At 50.1% G+C, this 20,616-nt stretch carries 18 protein-coding genes and 3 tRNA genes; 12 read left to right on the forward strand and 9 right to left on the reverse strand.

Features of this window, described 5'->3' with window-relative positions; all coding sequences use genetic code 11:
- Positions 1–31: 31 nt before the first annotated feature.
- The 3 genes from DYU11_RS14285 to DYU11_RS14295 all read right to left on the reverse strand — a co-directional run bounded on the left by DYU11_RS14285 (position 32) and on the right by DYU11_RS14295 (position 3,179).
- A complete protein-coding gene (locus tag DYU11_RS14285) occupies positions 32–868 on the reverse strand; it encodes a phytoene/squalene synthase family protein (RefSeq protein WP_119668385.1) in 837 nt (278 codons plus the stop codon).
- 72 nt (positions 869–940) lie between these two features.
- The gene (gene crtID / locus DYU11_RS14290) at positions 941–2,413 is read right to left on the reverse strand and encodes a bifunctional phytoene desaturase/3,4-desaturase (protein WP_119668386.1); all 1,473 of its coding nucleotides are present in this window, start codon (positions 2,411–2,413) and stop codon (positions 941–943) included.
- Between the two features lie 256 nt (positions 2,414–2,669).
- On the reverse strand, positions 2,670–3,179 hold the full coding sequence (locus DYU11_RS14295) for an RNA polymerase sigma factor (protein ID WP_119668387.1): 510 nt from the start codon (positions 3,177–3,179) through the stop codon (positions 2,670–2,672).
- Between the two features lie 453 nt (positions 3,180–3,632).
- Here DYU11_RS14295 and DYU11_RS14300 point away from each other — a divergent pair, with 453 nt between their 5' ends.
- The gene (locus DYU11_RS14300; RefSeq protein ID WP_229365832.1) at positions 3,633–5,915 is read left to right on the forward strand and encodes a TonB-dependent receptor; all 2,283 of its coding nucleotides are present in this window, start codon (positions 3,633–3,635) and stop codon (positions 5,913–5,915) included.
- A 72-nt stretch (positions 5,916–5,987) separates the two neighbouring features.
- Here DYU11_RS14300 and DYU11_RS14305 read toward each other — a convergent pair whose 3' ends face one another.
- A complete protein-coding gene (locus tag DYU11_RS14305) occupies positions 5,988–6,956 on the reverse strand; it encodes a KpsF/GutQ family sugar-phosphate isomerase (RefSeq protein ID WP_119668877.1) in 969 nt (322 codons plus the stop codon).
- 104 nt (positions 6,957–7,060) lie between these two features.
- Here DYU11_RS14305 and recQ point away from each other — a divergent pair, with 104 nt between their 5' ends.
- The 3 genes from recQ to DYU11_RS14320 all read left to right on the forward strand — a co-directional run bounded on the left by recQ (position 7,061) and on the right by DYU11_RS14320 (position 11,937).
- Positions 7,061–9,271: a DNA helicase RecQ gene (recQ, locus tag DYU11_RS14310; RefSeq protein WP_119668389.1), complete on the forward strand. Its 2,211-nt coding sequence runs from the start codon at positions 7,061–7,063 to the stop codon at positions 9,269–9,271.
- Between the two features lie 91 nt (positions 9,272–9,362).
- Positions 9,363–10,649 carry a phosphoribosylamine--glycine ligase gene (purD, locus tag DYU11_RS14315; protein ID WP_119668390.1) on the forward strand — a complete coding sequence of 429 codons (1,287 nt, stop codon included), beginning with the start codon at positions 9,363–9,365 and terminating at the stop codon, positions 10,647–10,649.
- 88 nt (positions 10,650–10,737) lie between these two features.
- Positions 10,738–11,937, forward strand: a complete 1,200-nt coding sequence (locus DYU11_RS14320) for a PSP1 domain-containing protein (protein WP_229365834.1) — start codon at positions 10,738–10,740, stop codon at positions 11,935–11,937.
- A gap of 50 nt (positions 11,938–11,987) precedes the next feature.
- Here DYU11_RS14320 and DYU11_RS14325 read toward each other — a convergent pair whose 3' ends face one another.
- The 4 genes from DYU11_RS14325 to DYU11_RS14340 form a co-directional block, all read right to left on the reverse strand.
- Entirely contained in the window at positions 11,988–12,434 is a 447-nt protein-coding gene (locus DYU11_RS14325) for a hypothetical protein (protein ID WP_119668392.1), read from the reverse strand.
- 70 nt (positions 12,435–12,504) lie between these two features.
- Positions 12,505–13,452 (reverse strand): hypothetical protein, encoded by a 948-nt coding sequence (locus DYU11_RS14330; protein WP_229365835.1) that lies wholly within the window; start codon positions 13,450–13,452, stop codon positions 12,505–12,507.
- A 23-nt stretch (positions 13,453–13,475) separates the two neighbouring features.
- Positions 13,476–14,249, reverse strand: a complete 774-nt coding sequence (locus DYU11_RS14335) for a M56 family metallopeptidase (RefSeq protein WP_119668394.1) — start codon at positions 14,247–14,249, stop codon at positions 13,476–13,478.
- Between the two features lie 2 nt (positions 14,250–14,251).
- Complete coding sequence (locus DYU11_RS14340; RefSeq protein ID WP_119668395.1) at positions 14,252–14,614, reverse strand: BlaI/MecI/CopY family transcriptional regulator; 363 nt, start codon at positions 14,612–14,614, stop codon at positions 14,252–14,254.
- 107 nt (positions 14,615–14,721) lie between these two features.
- Here DYU11_RS14340 and DYU11_RS14345 point away from each other — a divergent pair, with 107 nt between their 5' ends.
- Complete coding sequence (locus DYU11_RS14345) at positions 14,722–15,204, forward strand: gliding motility lipoprotein GldH (protein WP_119668396.1); 483 nt, start codon at positions 14,722–14,724, stop codon at positions 15,202–15,204.
- Complete coding sequence (locus DYU11_RS14350; RefSeq protein WP_119668397.1) at positions 15,201–15,842, forward strand: phosphatase PAP2 family protein; 642 nt, start codon at positions 15,201–15,203, stop codon at positions 15,840–15,842. The genes DYU11_RS14345 and DYU11_RS14350 overlap by 4 nt, the downstream gene beginning before the upstream one ends.
- Positions 15,843–15,886: 44 nt before the next feature.
- Here DYU11_RS14350 and DYU11_RS14355 read toward each other — a convergent pair whose 3' ends face one another.
- Positions 15,887–16,360 carry a DUF4293 domain-containing protein gene (locus tag DYU11_RS14355; RefSeq protein ID WP_119668398.1) on the reverse strand — a complete coding sequence of 158 codons (474 nt, stop codon included), beginning with the start codon at positions 16,358–16,360 and terminating at the stop codon, positions 15,887–15,889.
- Positions 16,361–16,406: 46 nt separating this feature from the next.
- Between DYU11_RS14355 and mnmC2 the strand changes: the two genes are divergently transcribed.
- The 6 genes from mnmC2 to DYU11_RS14385 all read left to right on the forward strand — a co-directional run bounded on the left by mnmC2 (position 16,407) and on the right by DYU11_RS14385 (position 20,502).
- Entirely contained in the window at positions 16,407–17,078 is a 672-nt protein-coding gene (mnmC2, locus tag DYU11_RS14360) for a tRNA (5-methylaminomethyl-2-thiouridine)(34)-methyltransferase MnmC2 (protein WP_119668399.1), read from the forward strand.
- A 76-nt stretch (positions 17,079–17,154) separates the two neighbouring features.
- A complete protein-coding gene (locus tag DYU11_RS14365) occupies positions 17,155–17,742 on the forward strand; it encodes a thioredoxin family protein (RefSeq protein ID WP_119668400.1) in 588 nt (195 codons plus the stop codon).
- 156 nt (positions 17,743–17,898) lie between these two features.
- Positions 17,899–19,956: a M13 family metallopeptidase gene (locus tag DYU11_RS14370; RefSeq protein ID WP_119668401.1), complete on the forward strand. Its 2,058-nt coding sequence runs from the start codon at positions 17,899–17,901 to the stop codon at positions 19,954–19,956.
- Positions 19,957–20,122: 166 nt separating this feature from the next.
- Positions 20,123–20,205: transfer RNA gene (locus tag DYU11_RS14375), tRNA-Tyr, on the forward strand.
- 77 nt (positions 20,206–20,282) lie between these two features.
- Positions 20,283–20,355: transfer RNA gene (locus tag DYU11_RS14380), tRNA-Gly, on the forward strand.
- Positions 20,356–20,430: 75 nt separating this feature from the next.
- A tRNA-Thr gene (locus DYU11_RS14385) sits at positions 20,431–20,502 on the forward strand.
- The last annotated feature ends 114 nt before the right edge of the window (positions 20,503–20,616 follow it).

A 20,616-nucleotide genomic window follows, 5' to 3' on the forward strand; every position in this document is an offset into this window, starting at 1 on the left:
GCAAAGATAGCGAAAAGGCACGAAGGGGCCGTTATATTACGTTTAGCCGATATTTCAGGTACGTCTGTGCCAGCAGGGCCAGCTTCTGGGGGTTCGGTACGCGGATTCGTTCGTTCTGAATCCGGGAGGCCGGCAATTGCTTGATTTTATTGAACAGGGTCTGGTAATAGGTGTAGGCCAGATACACCCCCATTCTGGCTCCGCGGGGTAGATTCAGGATGCCCTGATACGCTTCGTCGAAGTCCCGCTGGATGTCGTCCTCGATGAGCTGTTTGGTGTCCCGGCCAAACGCATTAAAATCAACGCCCGGAAAATACGTACGGCCCCGGTCAACGTAATCACTTTTGAGATCGCGTAGAAAATTGACCTTCTGAAAAGCGGATCCCAGTTTACGGGCCGGTTCTCTCAGATGATCATAGGCTTTGCAGTCGCCTTCACAGAAAACGCGCAGACACATCAGCCCCACGACTTCAGCCGAACCGTAGATGTACTCCTGATAGCCATCGGCATCGTAGTCCTGAAAATACAGGTCCATTTCCATGCTCTTCAGAAACGCATCAATCAGGTCGTACTCGATGTTATACTCGCGAACCACCAACTGAAACGACTGAAGAATAGGGTTTAGGCTGATCCCTTCTTCAATGGCCTGGTACGTATCGTCTTTAAACTTGGCGAGCAGGGCTTTCTTGTTGTAATCGTGAAAGGTATCCACAATCTCGTCGGCGTAGCGGACAAAACCGTAGATAGCGTAGATAGGCAGGTGAAACTTTCGGTCCAGCGTCCGGATTCCCAGTGTAAATGACGTGCTGTAATGTTCCGTAATTAATTTACTGCATTCCAAGGCGGTCTGGTTGAATAAAGCCATCATAGCTAAGTCGTGGTTGGTACGGTAGACCTATATACGTCGTAATGGGATCACCGTATCTGGTTAGTTTACAAGTTAGGCAAATTCTTTCGCAACCTCATCCGCTACCACTAATCCCGAAATCAACGAAGGAGGAACCCCTGGGCCGGGAACTGTTAATTGACCCGTATAAAACAGGTTAGAAACTTTTTTGTTTTTCAAAGAAGGCTTTAGCAAAGCCGTTTGTTTGAGTGTGTTAGCCAGCCCGTATGCATTTCCCCGGAATGCATTGTAATCGTCTTTAAAATCACGGTGAGCATAGCTTCGCTTATACACTACGTAATTACGGATGTCTTCGCCGACGTAGCTTTCCAGCCGATCCATAACGATATCATAGTAGCGTTCGCGGGTAGCTTCGTCGTCGGTCAGATCCGGGGCTACCGGAATCAGAATGAACAGGTTTTCTGACCCGGTAGGGGCAACACCTGGATCCGTTACCGAGGGAGCCGATACGTAGAATAGTGGGCGACTTGGCCAGCGGGGCGTTTCGTAGATTTCCTGAGCGTGAAGTTTAAAATCCTCGTCGAAGAAGAGGTTGTGGTGCTTTAGCTTCGGCACTCGCTTGTTGACGCCTAGGTAAAACAGCAGCGACGAAGGTGCCATAACCCGTTTTTGCCAGTACGCATCGTCGTAATTCCGGAAAGCGTTATCAACCAGCTTGGTCTCGACGTGGTTATAGTCTGCCCCGGCAACTACGATGTCGGTTTCATAAATTCCCTCGTCTGTGATGACCCGTTTGGCGTTGCCATCGGCAATCTCCACTTTTCGAACGGGTTGATTCAGAAGAATTTTTACCCCTTTTTCTTCCGCCAGGCTAACCATCGCCCTGACAATCTCATGCATGCCACCCATGGGGTACCATGTGCCCATCGTCATTTCCGCGTAGTTCATCAGGCTGTACATCGCCGGTGTGTTCTCGGGTGTGGCCCCCAGAAACAGAATGGGAAACTCGATGATTTCGAGCAGGCGGGGATTTTTAAAGAATTTGCGGGCGTGGCTGGCAAACGACTGGAACACATCGAGCCGGGTTACGTCGTACAGGAGCTTCAGGCTCAGAAATTCAGTTACCGAGCGGCTGGGTTTCCAGACGAAGTTATGAATGCCCACCTTGTACTTATAGGCAGCCTGTTTCAGAAACTCGCTGAGTCTGGCGCCACTGCCGGGCTCCATCTGCTCAAAGAGCCGTTCCAGATTGGGAAGACCCGCCGGGAGATCAACTGATTCGGTAGGGCCAAAAATGACGCTGTACGAAGGATCGAGCCGGATCAAATTGTAGTAATCGGAGGGTTTTTTGCCGAATCGGGCAAAATACGTTTCAAACACATCGGGCATCCAATACCAACTGGGGCCCATATCGAAGGTAAACCCTTCTGCACGAAAAACACGGGCGCGGCCACCCGGACTATCGTTTTTTTCAAGAATAGTTACGTCGTAGCCTTTATCGGCAAGACTGGTAGCTGCTGCCAGTCCTGCAAAGCCGGCCCCGACAACAAGAACACGCCTGGGCATTTTAGTAGGTGGGTAATTAATAAGTAGGAAGATCAGTGGATTTGGCTGCCGAACGGAAACAAACTTTAGAACGAATGGAGGTTGGCTATCCGGTTTGCTACCTATAAGCGCAGCTAATTCACTAAGCAACAAACAATCAACCCAATAAAACGAAAAAAGTTGGACGGAAACCATCCAACTTTTCGAACCTTCCTCTTTTTTAACCAAAAACTACTCAATCAATATTGTTGAGACGTATGAACGTCAGTAAAGTTTCTTATGCGTGAGCATATATTTTCAGCTGATCCTTAAGCTCTTTGCGGGCAATGTGGATCCGGTTCTTCACCGTGCCGATGGGGATATCGAGCTTCGCAGCGATCTCGTGATATTTAAAACCCCGGAAGTGCATCATGAAGGGCGTCCGGTACGTATCGTCGAGATTATTCACGGCCCGGTTGATGTCCTCCTGAGCAAACGAAGAATAAGCCATGTTATCAGTGCTGCTTTCCATCGAATTGATGTAGTGCAGGTTATCAGTCGTATCGATGAACGTATTCTTACGTACCATCCGCTGATAGTTTGTGATGAACGTATTTTTCATGATGGTGTACAACCAAGCTTTAAGGTTAGTGCCGTCCGTGTACTTATCACGATTTGTAAATGCCTTTAACAAAGTGTCCTGCAGCAGGTCGTTTGCATCTTCAACATCTTTCGTTAGCCGAAGTGCGAACGGGCGCAACGACTTTGACACTTTTCCGATATGATAGGTGAATTCGAGCGCGGTCATGACTGTGTTTATGTTTTTGTTGAATCAAATCTACACAGTGATTGAACAAAAAAACAACCAACATTGAAAAAAAAATTGTTGTTACAGCTAAAAAGCACCTAAAAGCGTCAAAAACAGTGGTTTAAAAGGCTCAAAATTATGATTATGGTTTATATACGTTGACTGAAATGAAGTGTGGAGTGTGGAAAATCCCCCACATACTGTGGAATCTGTAGTCCACACTCTGTTTAAGATTCCACATTTTTTCTTAAACAAGATATCGGCATGCCAAAGAACAAGTACTGTATATACGTCAAAAACTGCCAAAATGGATTCAAAACCGTATGAACTGCAACCGTGTTGCGTTAATTTGGTATCTTTGTAGAGTTAAAGCAGGAGTTTAAGTACTGTACGTCTGTGCGATTCATCGGTTTTCTAATAGTTTTAGGTTATTTATCCGCTTCCGGTCCTGCGTTGGCACAGAATCAGGAAGGATGTACCTGCTTTGTTAAAGGCATCGTATTAGATCAGGAGAGTCGACAGGCGCTGACCGGTGCGATTGTTTTGATTAAAGAAACGGGTCAGGGTACCGTAACAGATGCCAGCGGGGCTTACCGAATCGATAAGCTTTGTCAGGGAAACTACACGTTAGTCAGCCGTATTATAGGGTATAAGGAGGTGCAGGTTCGGCTGGCTCTTAACCATGCCGTGGCAGAACAGGACTTTTTTCTTAACGAAGAATCCATCCATCTGAACGACGTAAACGTTACTGCACAAAAGTCGAATGCCCTGAGCAGCCAGGCTGTTACGTCGCTTGAAGGCCGCGAATTAGATCAGACTCGTGGACAATCGCTCGGCGAAGCGCTTCGCACCCTGGCCGGTGTCACGACCTTACAAACTGGTTCCTCCATCGCTAAGCCGGTTATTCACGGCTTCCACAGCAACCGCGTCTTGCTGCTGAACAACGGTATCCGACAGGAGGGGCAGCAATGGGGGTCGGAGCATGCACCCGAAATTGATCCGTTTGTGGCGACCCGGCTTTCCGTTATTAAAGGTGCTTCGGGGGTTCGATACGGCCCCGATGCAATTGGGGGCGTAATACTGATCGAGCCGGGACCTCTACCGACGCTGCCCGGGATTCATGGCGAACTGAACGCGGTCGGCTTTACCAACGGACGGCAAGGGGTGATTTCTCTACAAACCGAAGGCGCCACGCGTGCGACTACTACCGGAAAAAACGCGCAGCTAAGCTGGCGGTTGCAGGGAACGCTTAAGCGTGGCGGCAACATTCGGACGCCTACCTATTTTCTGGATAACACGGGCGTTGCTGAGCAAAACGTATCCGGTGCGGTCGGGTACCGCATTGGCCGGATTACGTCTGACCTATATTATAGTCGATTTGCGACGGATATTGGCATTTATTCCGGTTCGCACATCGGCAGCGTAACGGACCTTCTGGCAGTACTGCAGTCAGGCAGGCCATTCGTTACGTCGGGATTTAGCTATACGATCGGCCGGCCGTATCAACACATTACCCATGATCTTTTAAAATGGCGTACTGTTTATAAACCTCGCCACGGCGACATCTGGACGCTGACCGTAGCCCGACAATACGACGACCGGATGGAGTACGACCTAAACCGGCCCCGCAACGACTCACTCGCTGCCCTGAATCGTCCCGAGCTGCGCTTTCGCCTGACCAGCTTTACGTCTGATCTGGTGTATGAACACAAGCCGATCGGCAGACTGAACGGACAGTTGGGCATTAACGCACTCTATCAGTTCAATATAATGAACGGACGTCCGCTTATTCCAAATTTTCGCACCTATCAGGGGGGCGTATTCTGGATTGAGAAACTACGGCATAAGCAATGGGAGTACGAAGCGGGCCTCCGGTTCGATTATCGGCACATGCAGGTATTTCGGTACGAGAACCGGGTGCTGACTAATCCCGTCTTTACCTTTGCGAATGGATCAGGTACCGTAGGGGTAACGTATGCACCCAGCGAACGCTGGACGAGCCGGGTGAATTTTGGTACGTCCTGGCGGGCCCCAAACATCAGCGAGCTATTCAGCGATGGGGTACACCACGGTGCCGCTGCGTTTGAAGAGGGCGATCAGACCTTACGGCCTGAAACCGCCTACAACCTGACGTGGAATGTGCAGTATACCAGACCCCGGGTGCGGGCGGAATTCGATGCATTCTACAACCATATTAACGATTACATATATCTGAAGCCCCAGGCCGAAGCCCGGCTGACCATTCGGGGCGCATTTCCGTATTTCAAATACACACAAACAAACGCGCTATATACGGGTTTCGACGCTACTGTGTCGGTGGACGTATGGCGGGGGCTACAATGGACATCCAAACTGGCCTATCTGTACGTTCAGGATTTGAAACAGGATCAGCCGCTGGTCTGGATTCCGCCTAATCGGTGGGAGAATGGCCTTCGCTACGAATGGGCGGAGGTAAGCCGCCTGCAGGACGCTTACGTTGGTGTTAGTAATCTGGCCGTGGCCCGTCAGAAGCGGGTACCGCCCAACAGCGACTTTGTAGCCCCTCCGCCTGCCTACGCCCTCTGGGGTCTGTCGGCCGGAGGTACGCTCCCATTGGGGGACACACATAAACTGGAGTTGAATCTATCCGTTACTAATCTGTTCAATACGGTGTACCGCGATTACCTAAACCGGTTCCGGTACTACGCCGACGACATTGGCCGGAACGTAGCACTGCGGGTAAAATGGAAGTTTTGAGCCGTTCAAGGTTCCGGGTTTAACCTTCCGGGTGCCTGAAAACAAGCAGAGCAACCTGGAACCCTGAGTGCTTTATACCAACCCTTCTTTCAGCAGATCGTGGAGGTGAACGAAGCCTTTCACATGCCGGCCGTCGGCCACAATTACCTGCGCGATATTACGTTCCTGCATCAGCTGAAGAGCCGCTACGGCATAATCGTCGGGCGCTACGCACACGGGGGTGGGCGTCATGACGTCGCGGGCGTACAGCTGCATGAATGAATCATACTGGTAGGCCATACGCCGTATATCCCCGTCCGTAACAATACCGGCCAGGAGTCCATTGTTGTCCACTACGGCGGTAGCCCCCATCCGTTTTGCCGAAATTTCGAAGATGACGTCTTTCACCATCGTGTCCAGCCCAACGGTCGGGCATTGATTATGCGTGTATATATCCTGTACTTTCAGGTATAATTTTTTGCCCAGTGAACCACCCGGATGATAACGGGCAAAGTCCTGGCGCGTGAAGCCTCGTGCTTCGAGCAGGCTCACGGCCAGCGCGTCGCCCAGGGCCAGCGCTACGGTTGTGCTGGTTGTGGGAGCCAGGTTCATGGGGTCGGCTTCGCACGCAGCAAACGCGTGCAGAACATGGTCGGAGTGGGCCGCCAGATAAGAATGAACATCACAGACCAGCGCGATCAATTGCACCCCTGTGCGTTTAAGCAAAGGCACCAGGACCTTAATTTCGGCTGTATTGCCGCTTTTCGAAATGACAAGCACAACGTCGTCGGGCTGTATCATGCCAAGGTCGCCGTGGATAGCATCGGCCGCGTGCATGAATAGCGAAGGCGTACCGGTCGAGTTCATAGTCGCTACAATTTTCTGACCGATTAGCGCACTCTTGCCCACTCCCGTAACTACCAGCCGGCCTTTGGCGTTCAGGATAGCCTCAACGGCCGCATCAAAATGATGATCGAGCCGATCAACAGCCTCCCGTATCGCATCAGCCTCAGCCAGGAGAACAGCGCGGGCAATGGTTTGTGGTTTTTTTATTACTTTCAAGTCCGGATTCGCCTTAGCGAATGGTTTGTTTGTAAATTCGCTAACTTTATACTGCAAAGATACGGCAAGCCGTAAAGAGAAGTAACTTTTGTACAATTTAGAGAATGATGCAGGTTGACCAGACGGTCTATGTGACCCTCAAAGAGCGGCTGAAAGAAATTTTTGGATATAGTCAATTCCGGGGTGATCAGGAAGCCATTATACACAGTATTCTGGCCGGCCGGAACACGTTCGTAATCATGCCGACGGGTGCCGGCAAATCGCTGTGTTACCAGCTGCCGGCTATTGTCAGCGACGGTACAGCCATCGTCATCTCGCCCCTGATCGCGCTGATGAAAAACCAGGTTGATCAGCTCAATGCCTTCGGGATTAACGCGCAGTTTCTGAATTCCACCTTGTCGAAAGCCGAAATGAACAAGGTGAAAAGGGATACCCTCAACGGCTCGCTTAAACTTCTCTACATTGCGCCCGAATCGCTGACAAAGGAAGAAAACTTAGATTTTTTAAAGAAGGCCAATATTTCGTTCGTCGCTATTGACGAAGCCCACTGTATTTCGGAGTGGGGGCACGATTTCAGGCCGGAATACCGGAAAATCCGGGGTATAGTCGATAATATCGGTAATCTCCCCGTTATCGCTCTGACGGCAACCGCTACGCCTAAAGTGCAGCAGGATATTCAGAAAAACCTGCAAATGGAGGATGCCAACCTCTACAAATCGTCGTTCAACCGCAAGAATCTCTACTACGAGATCAAGCCGAAGGTCGAGGCTAAAAAGCAACTCATTAAATACGTCAAGCAGAATAAAGGCAAGTCGGGAATCGTCTACTGCCTGAGCCGCAAAACGGTTGAGGACATTGCCGAACTCCTGAACGTCAATGACATTAAGGCGTTGCCGTATCATGCCGGGCTGGACCCTGTCACCCGGATGAACAACCAGGACGCATTTCTGAATGAGGAAGTAGACGTCATCGTTGCCACGATTGCGTTCGGTATGGGCATTGACAAGCCAGACGTTCGGTTTGTGATTCACTACGACGCTCCGAAGTCGCTGGAAGGCTACTACCAGGAAACAGGGCGGGCCGGCCGCGACGGACTGGAAGGGAATTGCGTAATGTTCTACAGCTACGACGATATTGTCAAGCTGGAGAAGTTCAACAAAGATAAGCCCGTCACCGAACGCGATAATGCCAAGCACTTGCTGGCCGAAATGGTATCGTACGCCAACCTGGGTGTATGCCGGCGTCGGCAGCTGCTGAGCTATTTTGGCGAGTTTTTAGACAAGGACTGTGGGTTCTGCGACAACTGCCTGAAGCCCACGGAAAAATTCAAGGCGCAGGACGAGGTCGTTCTGGCGTTGCAGTCTGTATTGCAAACCGATCAGCGCTTTGACGTTGCTCACCTGGCCGACGTACTGACTGCCACTGATAACCAATACATCACCAGCTATGAACACAACCGGCTGGAGGTATATGGTAAAGGCCGGGAGTTCAACGAAACGTCGGAATTCTGGTGCTCGCTGCTAAAGCAGATTACGATCTACGGCTACATTGAGAAGGACGTTGATAATTACGGTGTTCTGAAACTGACCCAGCGTGGGTTGAACTACATTGAAGACCCATATCCAATTTCGCTCACAAAAGATCACCACTATGATCAACAGGTAGCCGAAGGTCGTGAGGATGAAGACAAGGACGTAGCGCCGACATCCGGCGGTAACGCCTACGACGAGGAGCTGCTGGGCCTGTTGAAAGCGCTGCGTAAAAAAGTTGCCAAAGAAAAAGGCCTGCCACCGTATGTAATCTTCCAGGATCCGTCGATGGAAGAAATGGCCACTACGTACCCAACCACCCGCGAGGAAATGGCGCAGATCAACGGCGTCGGTATGGGTAAGGTGCAGAAGTTCGGGCGGCCGTTCATTGACCTGATCACGAAGTACGTCGAAGAAAACGAGATCGAAACCGCTAAGGATGTTGTCGTAAAATCGACGGTTAATAAATCGAAGGTTAAAATTTTCATTATTCAGCAAATAGACCGTAAGGTTGACCTGGAAGAGATTGCGGAAGCAAAATCTCTGACCATGGAAGACCTGATTGAGGAGATTGAACACATTTGCTACTCAGGAACCCGGCTGAATCTCGATTATTACATCAACCAGGTGATGGACACCGACCGGCAGGAAGAAATCTACGATTACTTCATGAATGCCGAAACCGACAACATTGCCGTTGCCATGCGTGAATTTGGCGGGGATGATTTCACCGAACAGGATCTGCGGTTGATGCGTATCAAATTCCTGTCGGAAGTAGCTAACTAAATACGTTTCGGTTTTCAATGTACAGTTTGCCGTCGGCTATCGTAAGCTGCCAGTAAATAGTACACTGAAAGCTGAAAACTGAAGACTCTAAATGAAAATACTTGTACTGGGTTCGGGCGGACGCGAACACGCTTTTGCGTGGAAGTTAGCGCAAAGTCCATTATGTGATGCTTTATTTGTTGCTCCCGGTAATGCCGGAACGGCGCAGATAGCCACCAACTTAGCAGTAGCATACAACGATTTTGAGGGCGTAGCAACGGCTATTCGCCAGCATTCTATTGACTTATTGATCGTAGGCCCGGAAGAGCCACTCGTCAAAGGCATTGTAAACTTTCTGCGTCAACAGCCAGACCTTGCAAAATTACGCATCGTTGGTCCCGACGAGGCCGGTGCGCAACTCGAAGGCAGCAAAGACTTTTCGAAAAGCTTTATGCTCCGGCATGGTATCCCAACGGCCGCATCCAGGACGTTCACAGTGGAGACCCTCGACGAAGGACTGCGCTACCTGGAGGATCATTCGTTGCCGGTGGTGCTGAAAGCTGACGGGCTGGCAGCCGGAAAGGGTGTCGTAATTGCCGAAACGATGGGTGACGCTCAAACCACGCTTCGCGATATGCTCGATGGGCGGAAGTTTGGCGATGCCGGCAGTAAGGTAGTTGTGGAGCAGTTTTTGCGTGGTATTGAACTGTCGGTCTTTGTGTTAACGGATGGAGTCAACTATAAGATCCTGCCGGAAGCTAAAGACTACAAACGCATTGGCGAAGCCGATACAGGCCCCAATACGGGTGGTATGGGGGCCGTTTCGCCCGTAGTGTTTGCTAATGAAACCTTCCTGCGCAAAGTTGAAGAGAAGGTGGTGAAACCAACGCTGGCCGGGTTGCAGCAGGACGGCATACATTATCAGGGGTTCATTTTCATCGGACTGATGAATGTGAAGAGTGAGCCGTACGTGATTGAGTATAATGCCCGCATGGGCGACCCGGAAACCGAAGTAGTTCTGCCCCGGGTGCAGAATGACTTTGCAGAATTGATGGTGGCTACCGCCGACGGCGAACTTGACAAAATAGCCCTGCAGGTTTCGCCCCAAACGGCGGTTACAACGGTTATTGTGTCGAATGGATATCCAGATGTATACGAGAAAGGTAAAATCATTACCGATCTGGAACGTTTGGAAGATGTAACGGCGTTCCACGCTGGTACAACAGCACAAGATGGGCGGGTATTGACCAACGGCGGCCGGGTTTTGGCCCTGACGGCTTTGGCCAATTCGCTCGAAAACGCAGTTCGGAAGTCGCAGGAAGCGGCCCGAACCGTGCAATTTGATGGGAAGCAGTACCGGAAAGACATCGGGCTTGACCTGATTCGGTACCAGGATTAGTTTTCGGTTTACTGTTTATGGTTAGCCTGGTTGAGCAAAAAACCGGAGCGCCGGCCGCTGTAGACCGAATACTGTAAACGTAACATATATGGGATGCAAATCTTGCGCAACGGGCGGATGTGGCACCCAACGCGGAGCGGCCGACGGTAAAGAAACGGCCGTGGCAGGATGCTCCAGCGGAGGATGTGGAACCGGTGGTTGCAATAAACTGAACTCGTTCGACTGGCTAAGCGATATGGCAACGCCAGGCTGGCAACGATACGACATAGTAGAAGTCAAATTTAAGGGTGGACGCAAGGATTACTACCGTAATGTTCATCAGCTTGATTTAACAACAGGGGATTTTGTGGTAGTTGAAATGCAGTCAGGCTACCACATGGGCTCGGTTTCGCTTCAGGGCGAACTGGTGCGGCTTCAGGTTAAAAAGCGGGGCATCAAAGTGTCCGATGATACGAAAGTAATCCACCGGATAGCTACGCCAAAGGATCTGGAAAAGCACGAACAGGCGATCAACCGCGATTTGCCGACGCTGTACAGAGCCCGTGAAATTATTCGCGATCTGAAATTGAACATGAAGCTGTCTGACGTTGAGTTTCAGTCGGACAACACGAAAGCTACGTTCTACTATTCATCTGAAGAACGGGTCGATTTTCGGGAGCTGATAAAATTATTGGCGGCTGAGTTCAAAGCCCGGATTGAGATGCGGCAAATTAGTTTGCGGCAGGAGGCCGGCCGGCTGGGTGGTATTGGTTCATGCGGCCGTGAATTGTGCTGCTCTACGTGGCTGACTGATTTTAAAAACATTGCTACATCGGCGGCCCGGTACCAGAATCTGTCGTTGAATCCGGCCAAGCTGTCGGGGCAATGCGGTCGGTTAAAGTGCTGCCTGAACTACGAACTAGATACGTACGTGGATGCGCTTCGCGATATTCCGACGATCGACAAGCCACTCGAAACCCAGAAAGGCCGGGCGTACCTACAGAAAACCGACATCTTCCGTAAAATCATGTGGTTTGGCTACGGTACCGAAAGTACCTGGTATCCATTGCCGATCAATCGTGTGCTGGAAATTGTCGAGTTAAACAAGCAGGGCGTTATTCCGGAATCGTTCGATGTACTGACCCCGGTAGCCGACAAAGAGCCGGTAACCGCAGCCGCTCTGAACAGCGACCTTGATCGACTGGACAAAAAGTACGCAACCAAGTCGAAAAAGAAGAAAAAGAAGACCAAAGCTAAAACCGGAACTACAAACGGAGCACCAGCACCGCTTAACGGCAAAGCACAATAAGCAGACAGCCCGTTAGTCATCGACTGACGGGCTGTCTGCTTAAAAACGAATTATCGCTTCGGTGCCAGGCCAGCCTCGGTAGTAATAAGCACGACCCCCTGACTGGCATTTTTGCCGTATAATTTTGAGGCATCGTCGCCGGGAAGAATTTTCATTGATACGACCTGTCGCTGCTGTAGACCACGTAGCTGAGCGGCCGTAGCTACCTTACCATTTACGACATAGGTCGGCTTACCGGTTATTTTAGCTTTCAGCCAGGCCGGTACAACCCGTTGAACGGCCGGGTCCTGCTGAGGGAGCGATCTGAAGTTTGAGTCCAGCGACATTCCCGGCATAATCATAGGCGCCGGTCGTTCATACGCCGATCGGGATCTCGTCCGGTTAGGTCTGGTCGTATCCGACCGACTGGTAGCGTCAGCCGGCGAATAACCGAAGGTTGTACCGGATGAAACCAGCAGACCTACTACAACTCCGAAAAAACGCAGGTAAAATTTCATAGTGCTTCAGTTGTCATAACTACAGTAGTTAGACAAGCCAGGCAGGGCTTTAGTTTAAGGAGGCTGCTGCTTAAAAATCGCCTGAATAAAAAGGACTGAATACGTAGTATGAACTGTCGCGTTTGGCGCGGCTGGGGGCCGTCTGGATGTTCAGCTCAAATCTTGATGATGGTTGGTCGGCTCGAAACCAGTCAGTGAAGGGGCGTTCACGGGTATACAAACGAGCGACCTCCCGAACATGTACTGAGGTCACGTCTTCGGGTTTAACCAGAATACCATTGATAAGAACATCAGTGTTATCGGCAAACTCGTCGTAAAGTTTTAGATGCTGGTTCTTTGTGCGTTCAACCAGCGCGTTCTTGTTGTGAAAGAACGTAGCCTCCAGCAACTGATTCATGTTGAATGAATACGTTTCGCCAAACGGATGCTTCGAGAGAGCGGCCGCTTGTAGCAACGTAAAGAAACGACTACGTTTTTGGGTAAACTGGATCGGATGCGAACTGGTTTGAATGAGTACCCGATTAGGTTTAGGGTCGTACTCAGCGTCTGAACTGTATTCCCATTTGCGGAGAACAAATACCTCATCTACAAATTCAGGAGATAGTTTTTGTAGTTGTGTTTCGGAGGCTGCCTTACCATTGATGTACAGGATTGTCTCGTTTCTGTACTCATCGGCTAACGCGAACTGATTTCCCCGTAAAACGACAGCAATTGGTTCGCTTTTCCAAAGTGGGGCGTTTGCTCCATTCTTCACAAGCGATAAATGACAGAACCAGTTTTTATCTTCCAGTTCAAGCACCATGGCCCGCGTAGGGTTTGTTGCCGGAAGCAGGGCGCGCCGAACGTCGCGTTCACGGTTGTCCACTTTATGCCGGCAGGCGAATAATGTAGCCACACACAATACCAATCCCAGCATAACGTACCGAATCCAGACTGAACGACCGGAATCAGGACGATTCATCATGATGATGCGCTCTCGTAAGGTTGAACCGTTGAAATGATTGGTAAATGAGTACATCGCTGTTCGAAATGAGACTATACTCAGGCGGATTGCCCCGCCATCAAATTTACTTTTAACAAGCTGTACTGATACGTTTTAGCATCGACACCCTCGTCCAGCACGGCGCGGTCAGCCGCATATTCGAGGGTTTGATGGACCAGTTGCCGAAAGAGATACGCAGCCGGATTGAGCCAGAAAATAAGGCAAATCAGTTCTGCGATGATCATGTCCAGGCTGTGCCAGGCGCGAACATGGACACGCTCATGTCGTAAAATCTGCTCCAGTTCATCGGGCTCGTGCTGGGATGGATTCAACACCACCCACCGAAAAAACGAAAATGGAGACGATGCATTCTCAGACCGCACCAGGGTGAAACCGTCATAGCTTTCGTGGTGTGCGCTACGGAGCAGCTTCACCAGTGATGCCAGTTGCCATCCAAATCGCCCCAGCAACAGCAGCATAACCAGGCCGTAGCCAAAGCCCAGCCAGGTTTGCCAAGACCAGTTGTTTTCTGGAGTAGTCGAATTGAAAGCCGGGTACGTTCGCCCATCCGGATACGTAATGATAACCTGTGGAGCCTGAGCCAAAGGGCTAGGGGTAATAAGCTGCGCGGTATGCTGCATAGCCGCTCGTACTGGTTGAGGTCGCCAGTCGGGCAGTTCCAGCAAGGGCAAAACCAGAGTGACGGCCAGGCTAAGCCAGAGCGTAAGCCGATTTGCATCAAAAGCCGTTTCGCGTCGGAGCAGCGCATAAAAAGCACCGCTAACAACTGCTAACAGCAGATTGGCCAGCAGAAAATAGCGCAGCAGTTCCATGCTTATTTTTTATTTTCAATCATGGCCAGAATTTCCCGTAACTCCTCCGCCGAAATTTTCTCGTTCTGCGCAAAGTAGCTAACCAGGTTTTTGTATGAATTGTCGAAATACTCGCCGACTACCTTCTTAAGCACAAAGCGGTTTTGATAATCCTCTTTGCTGACGATTGGATAATACTCGTGGGTGTTGCCATAAACCCGGTGGCCCACGTACCCCTTTTCCTCCAGATTACGAATGATCGTAGACACCGTGTTGTAATGCAGAGGAGGATTGGTAAAGTGGGGCAGCATGTCTTTAACGTAGGCCTGCTCCATTTTCCACAACACTTGTATGACCTCTTCTTCCTTGGCGGTTAGTTTCTCCATATAGCAAACCTATAACTATTTATATCGTTTGCAAACTAATTGCGTAGTTTTTTATCGTTTGAAAAGCATACAACAGGGTTGTAGCTTTGCAGACATTTTATAATGCTATGAAACGATTTGGCTGGCTGATTTTGGTATTGTTTGTTGGGTTTGTCGGGTGCGACCAGAATATAGTCTATAAAGAGTATGTAGATTTTGAAGATGGCAAGTGGTCAGTAAAAAATGCCCCTTCCTTTACCTTCCGGATTGAAGACGCGTCAATACCGTACAACATTTATTATAACCTGCGAAACAGCTTGTCGTACGGGTATTATAATCTTTATCTGACTCGTTATCTGCGCGATTCATCAGGCAGGGAGATTGAATCCAGGTTAGACGAGCTGCTGTTGATGGACCCGAAAACCGGCGAACCCAATGGCGACGGTCTTGGTGATCTCTTTGACCATAAAGTACTCATTAAACGAAACTACCGGTTTCCCAAACCGGGGCTGTACACGATTCAGATACGGCAGTATATGCGGCAGGACCCGCTGTTGAACGTATTGAGCGTAGGCATTACGGTTGAAAGGGCAAATGGGGCAAGTCAATGATGTTGTTTAATCTACTGCGTAAAAATCAGTATTTTTTCGGACCTTATCTGCTGGTGCTACTTGTTGTAGGAGGATTGCAGTTGATCTACTCACAGGAACAGCTCATGCAGTGGGTCAACGCCCGAAACAATAGTTACGCCGACGTTTTCTTTACGTATGCAACCTACATGGGCGACGGCGCTTTCTTCGTTCTCATCTGCACGATCCTTCTCGTTCGTTACTGGCGGATCGGTGTCATGGCGTTTGCAAGCTTTGCTCTGTCGTCGCTGACCTCGATTGCATTGAAGCAGCTGGCTTTCCCCACAGCACTCCGGCCCCTGAAGCGTCTGGAACACTCAACGTATGAGTATCACCTTATTGAAGGGCTGGATATCCACAGCTATAACAGCTTCCCGTCGGGGCATTCTATCTCCGCCTTTGCGGTGTTCAGTCTGCTGGCCATGCTCGACGAACGGAAAGGCCGAAGCTGGTTATGGCTACTGCTGGCCGTATTGACGGCCTATTCGCGGGTATACCTGTTTCAACACTTTGTCGAGGACACCTTTGCTGGTGCTCTGGTAGGCGTAGCCTCGTCAGTAGGGGTGTATCTGGCCCTGCAGCGGTGGGCGTTGCAAAAAAAGACGTTGTCTGGCCCATAAAAAACCCGCTTTTACCTATTAAGAAAAAGCGGGTTTAATTGACCTTATCGTAGCCGATTCGAATCGCGAACCATTTTTTCATCCCGCCGAATAAACCGGTTAGCCAGGGCATTAAATAGCAGCGCTGCAATAACGGCATAGAAGCCCAGCAGGAACGTACCCTGATCGGCTGGATTACCATATTCTTTTCCTGCGTACAAAGCCCGGTACAGAATAATACCCATAATGGCCGTCAGTAGAAGCGCATTGATAGCGCATAAGCCCGTTTGGAGCAGGCGGTTTCGAAACTGAAATATGGCGTACAGGGCAATGATGCCTACCAGTGCCATGAGCAGTCCCAGATACCAGAGCGGGGTAATTACGTTCGTCAGGCCGGTTTGCTGGCTGTATTGCAAAGCCGTTAATTGAGCGGTTTCCACGGCACTACCTCCACTTTTCTGCCAGATGGGGTTTGCCAGCGCGACGCCCATTGCTACGGTAATGAGAAACAAAAATATAGTCTGAACGCGTTGAATCATTGGTCCTGTTGTTTTGGAGCGCAAAAGTAGCCCAAAAGCGAAGATTATGAAAGTAAGTACCCGACTTGTCCTGACTGCCGATGGTTCGCATTCGATTTACAGCGAGGAAACGCGGCAGCATTACCACTCCATCCATGGTGCCTGGCAAGAATCCCGGCGCGTATTCATCGAGCTGGGACTTCAGGAAGCCTTCGGGCGATTTTCCGATGAGCCGATACGTAGTTTTGAAATGGGATTTGGTACGGGGCTGAATGCGCTCCTGACCGCCCAGGAGGCCGAACAACGCCAGCGCTACGTTCACCATACGGCCATTGAAGCGTATCCCGTACCATTGGATGAAGCACATCAACTGAACTTTGATCAACTGCTGGGCACAAATTACCTGCACCAACTGCACGAAGCCGACTGGAACCAGATTGTACAGATTCATCCGTTTTTTTCACTGATTAAGGTGCACGGCATGTTGCAGGAGTTTCAAACGGTTGATCGCTTTCACCTGATCTACTTTGATGCGTTTGCCCCGGAGGCTCAACCTGAACTGTGGACCGAGACCGTTTTTCGACAAATGGCAGACATTTTGCTACCTGGAGGTATGTTGACTACCTACTGTTCCAAAGGGTACGTTCAGCGCAATTTGAAAGCTGTGGGCTTTCATGTAGAAAAACATTCCGGTCCGGCTTACAAACGGGAAGTGATTCGGGCGGTAAAGCCGGCCTGATCAACTATAGAAAAATTGTTCCTGGCAGGTCATTTCATTAAATTTATTCTCAGTTCGAGCGTTACAACAAAAAAGCATGCGCATGAACCGTCTGTTTCTGCTTCTTACCGGCTTAATGCTGTTCGTTCTCAGCTCGTTTCGGCCCGATGATTCGCCGAAAGCCGCCCCTAAAAAAATTAAGTGGCTTACCATACAGCAAGCCTATGATCTGGGTAAGAAAACGCCCAAAAAGTTTGTCATTGATGTCTACACGGACTGGTGTGGCTGGTGTAAGGTCATGGACCGGCAAACGTTCACGAACCCGGCCGTTGTTGATTACGTCAACGAGAACTATTACGCTGTTAAGTTCAACGCCGAACAGCAGGGTGACATCACGATTAACAAACAGACGTTCAAATACGTTGGCAGTGCCAGTGGCCGGGGCATTCACGAACTGGCTGCCGCCTTGCTACGGAACCAGATGAGCTATCCGTCGACGGTGTTTATGGATGAGCAATTCAATCTCATTCAACCGATTGCCGGTTATCTGGAGCCACGTACCTTTCACCAGATCATTACCTATTTCGGCGGTGACTACAACCAGAAGGAGCCGTTCGACAAATACAAAACCGGAACATACGCCAAACTGTATCCCGGACCGCTGACTGCCAAGGCTGGCGAATAAGTTTATTACGACAAAGTCGAACACGAGTCAGACAAATTGCTGGGCCAAAACGGATAAATTCCGCAACAGCCCCCGGCAGTGTCTGACTCGTGTTCTATTTTTAGTCTGTGTTCTATTAAATTTGTAGTCTGTTTATTAACCCAACAGATAGTATACATGAATCAACGAACGATTTGCTTGTCGGCGGTACTGATAACCTTCGGTCTGATGGCCGCAACGCCCCCGACGAACCCCAGAGATAAAGCTCCGAAGCCGGCTGTTCCGAAGCGTAAATTCATTGACCCTGAAAACATGGACATGTCAGTGAAGCCCGGCGACAATTTTTACCAGTATGCCAACGGAAACTGGCTGCGCGCCAATCCGATTCCAGCATCAAAAACGTCGTGGGGAAGTTTCAACGAATTGCGTGATAAGAGCCTTGACGCGATGAAGTCACTACTGGACGAGGCTTCAAAAACGACGACAAAAGGGCGTCTGTACCAAATGGTTGGCGATTTTTATGCCAGTGGGATGGATAGCCTCACCATCGAAAAACGTGGTTTTGATCCTATCCGTCCGGATTTGGCCCGCATTGAGAAAGTGAACAACAAAGCGGCTTTCCTCGACGAACTGGCCTACCAGCGGGCGCAGGGAAATGGCATGCTGTTCGGGTTCTATGTAGCGCAGGACCGGAAAAACGTAAACAAATACCTGCCCCAGTTTGCGCAAGGTGGTACGACGCTCCCCGACCGTGATTATTACCTGAAAAACGATGCCCGCAGCCAGAAGATACGCGATGCCTACCGCGATCACCTGACTAAGATGTTTGCCCTGATCGGAGAAGAGCCAACCCAGGCCTCGCAGGACGCTGATCTGATTATGCGCCTTGAAACTACGCTTGCCAAAGCACAAATGCCTCGGGTTGAACTGCGCGATCCCTATAAAACCTACAATAAACTGGCGGTAGCTGCCTTTTCGCAGCAAACCCCCGGCATCAACTGGGCCGATCAGCTGGTAAAGTACGGCGCTAAAAATCAGGACACGATTTTGGTGCAAAGCCCGGCTTTTTTCCGTTCAATCGATAGCCTCGTTGCGGCTACGCCTGTAGAAGAGTTACGTACATACATGCGCTGGAACATTTTAAAAGGAGCCGCGCCTTACCTCAGCGATGCGTTTGTGAAGCAGAACTTTGCGTTCTCGCGGGTGTTGACCGGGCAGAAAGAGCAAACACCCCGCTGGCAGCGCATTAGTGGTCTGATCGATGGTACGCTCGGCGACCTGCTGGGTCAGCTGTACGTTCAGCAGTACTTTAAGCCGGAGGCCAAGCAGCGTATGCTGACCCTGGTCGACAACCTCGAAGCGTCGTACAAGGAGCATATTAAAAACCTCGACTGGATGAGCGAGGAAACCAAGAAGCGGGCCCTGACAAAACTGACCTCGTTTAAGCGGAAAATCGGCTATCCTGACAAATGGAAGAATTACGAAGGGGTGAACATTGCCCGTAGTGATTTCTTCGGCAACGTAAAGTCGGCCAGCAAGTGGTCGTATAATTACATGATCAACCGGCTTGGTAAGCCCGTCGACCGTACCGAGTGGGGTATGACCCCGCCCACTGTGAATGCGTATTACAATCCGGTAAACAACGAGATTGCATTCCCGGCGGCTATCCTTCAGTTCCCGTTCTTTGATTTCGACGCCGACGATGCTGTCAACTACGGTGGCATTGGTGCCGTTATCGGCCATGAGATGACCCACGGGTTCGATGATTCAGGCCGTCAGTACGACGCTGATGGTACGCTCCGTGACTGGTGGACTAAGGAAGATGCTGAAAACTTCAAGCAGCGAGCCGGCAAAGTTGAAGCCCAGTTTTTCGGGTATAAGGTACTCGATTCGTTGAAAGTAAACGGCAAGTTAACCCTTGGCGAGAACCTGGCTGACCTGGGCGGACTGGCCATCGCCTATGACGCGTTCAAGAAAACACCACAGGGTAAATCAAAAACTAAAATCGACGGATTTACACCTGATCAGCGTTTCTTCCTGTCCTGGGCGCAGGTATGGCGTATCAATGTTTTGCCTGAAACCCAGGCCCAGCTAATTCTTACCGACCCTCACTCGCCGGGAATGTACCGTTGCAATGGTCCATTATCGAATATTGATGCCTGGTATCAGGCGTTCAACGTGCAGCCGGGCAATACGATGTACAAGTCAAAAGAAGAACGTATCAAGGTTTGGTGATCCAATGTCTGCATGAGTGGCAAGCGTCTGCCACTCATGCAGACAAATTATTTGAGGTCTGCCACAAAGAATTTTCACTGGAATTGTTGACAACGTTGTAAAAGCATGTAATTTTGCAACTCCAAACCGAAAAGGGGCGGGCAAATTGTTCTTTAAAAGTATTTTCGGGGAGTTTCCAGAGTGGCCAAATGGATCAGACTGTAAATCTGCTGGCGTACGCCTTCGGAGGTTCGAATCCTCCACTCCCCACAGAAAAGTTTACAGTTTTAAGTTTCAGTCGACGGTTCAAGACGTAAATTGAAATAACCAACTGAAAACTAATTCTTGCGGAAGTAGCTCAATTGGTAGAGCGATAGCCTTCCAAGCTATAGGTTGCGGGTTCGAGACCCGTCTTCCGCTCTGGCAACGTTCTGACCACCGCTTAACAGTTATCAGGAGATGGCTGTTTTTTGTGTGGATTGAAAATTGCAAACTGCCTTCTTAGCTCAGTGGTAGAGCACTTCCTTGGTAAGGAAGAGGTCGTCGGTTCAAATCCGATAGAAGGCTCAATGTCGTAGCGCTGATAGGATACTATTGGCAGGATGGGCAAGACAAAACACGGCGATTGCCGTCAACTGTTTGACGTTCACCAGCGACCCAGAAAGTAAGTGCTCCAGCGAG

This window comes from Fibrisoma montanum, from assembly GCF_003583365.1.
GTDB lineage: Bacteria > Bacteroidota > Bacteroidia > Cytophagales > Spirosomataceae > Fibrisoma > Fibrisoma montanum.

What these genes read in the sequence shown, in the direction of transcription:
- DYU11_RS14285 (WP_119668385.1), bottom strand. Translation starts at nt 868, where the DNA reads ATGATGGCTTTATTCAACCAGACCGCCTTGGAATGCAGTAAATTAATT.
- crtID (WP_119668386.1), bottom strand. Translation starts at nt 2,413, where the DNA reads ATGCCCAGGCGTGTTCTTGTTGTCGGGGCCGGCTTTGCAGGACTGGCA.
- DYU11_RS14295 (WP_119668387.1), bottom strand. Translation starts at nt 3,179, where the DNA reads ATGACCGCGCTCGAATTCACCTATCATATCGGAAAAGTGTCAAAGTCG.
- recQ (WP_119668389.1), top strand. Translation starts at nt 7,061, where the DNA reads ATGATGCAGGTTGACCAGACGGTCTATGTGACCCTCAAAGAGCGGCTG.
- purD (WP_119668390.1), top strand. Translation starts at nt 9,363, where the DNA reads ATGAAAATACTTGTACTGGGTTCGGGCGGACGCGAACACGCTTTTGCG.
- DYU11_RS14320 (WP_229365834.1), top strand. Translation starts at nt 10,738, where the DNA reads ATGGGATGCAAATCTTGCGCAACGGGCGGATGTGGCACCCAACGCGGA.
- DYU11_RS14325 (WP_119668392.1), bottom strand. Translation starts at nt 12,434, where the DNA reads ATGAAATTTTACCTGCGTTTTTTCGGAGTTGTAGTAGGTCTGCTGGTT.
- DYU11_RS14330 (WP_229365835.1), bottom strand. Translation starts at nt 13,452, where the DNA reads ATGTACTCATTTACCAATCATTTCAACGGTTCAACCTTACGAGAGCGC.
- DYU11_RS14335 (WP_119668394.1), bottom strand. Translation starts at nt 14,249, where the DNA reads ATGGAACTGCTGCGCTATTTTCTGCTGGCCAATCTGCTGTTAGCAGTT.
- DYU11_RS14340 (WP_119668395.1), bottom strand. Translation starts at nt 14,614, where the DNA reads ATGGAGAAACTAACCGCCAAGGAAGAAGAGGTCATACAAGTGTTGTGG.
- DYU11_RS14345 (WP_119668396.1), top strand. Translation starts at nt 14,722, where the DNA reads ATGAAACGATTTGGCTGGCTGATTTTGGTATTGTTTGTTGGGTTTGTC.
- DYU11_RS14350 (WP_119668397.1), top strand. Translation starts at nt 15,201, where the DNA reads ATGATGTTGTTTAATCTACTGCGTAAAAATCAGTATTTTTTCGGACCT.
- DYU11_RS14355 (WP_119668398.1), bottom strand. Translation starts at nt 16,360, where the DNA reads ATGATTCAACGCGTTCAGACTATATTTTTGTTTCTCATTACCGTAGCA.
- mnmC2 (WP_119668399.1), top strand. Translation starts at nt 16,407, where the DNA reads ATGAAAGTAAGTACCCGACTTGTCCTGACTGCCGATGGTTCGCATTCG.
- DYU11_RS14365 (WP_119668400.1), top strand. Translation starts at nt 17,155, where the DNA reads ATGCGCATGAACCGTCTGTTTCTGCTTCTTACCGGCTTAATGCTGTTC.
- DYU11_RS14370 (WP_119668401.1), top strand. Translation starts at nt 17,899, where the DNA reads ATGAATCAACGAACGATTTGCTTGTCGGCGGTACTGATAACCTTCGGT.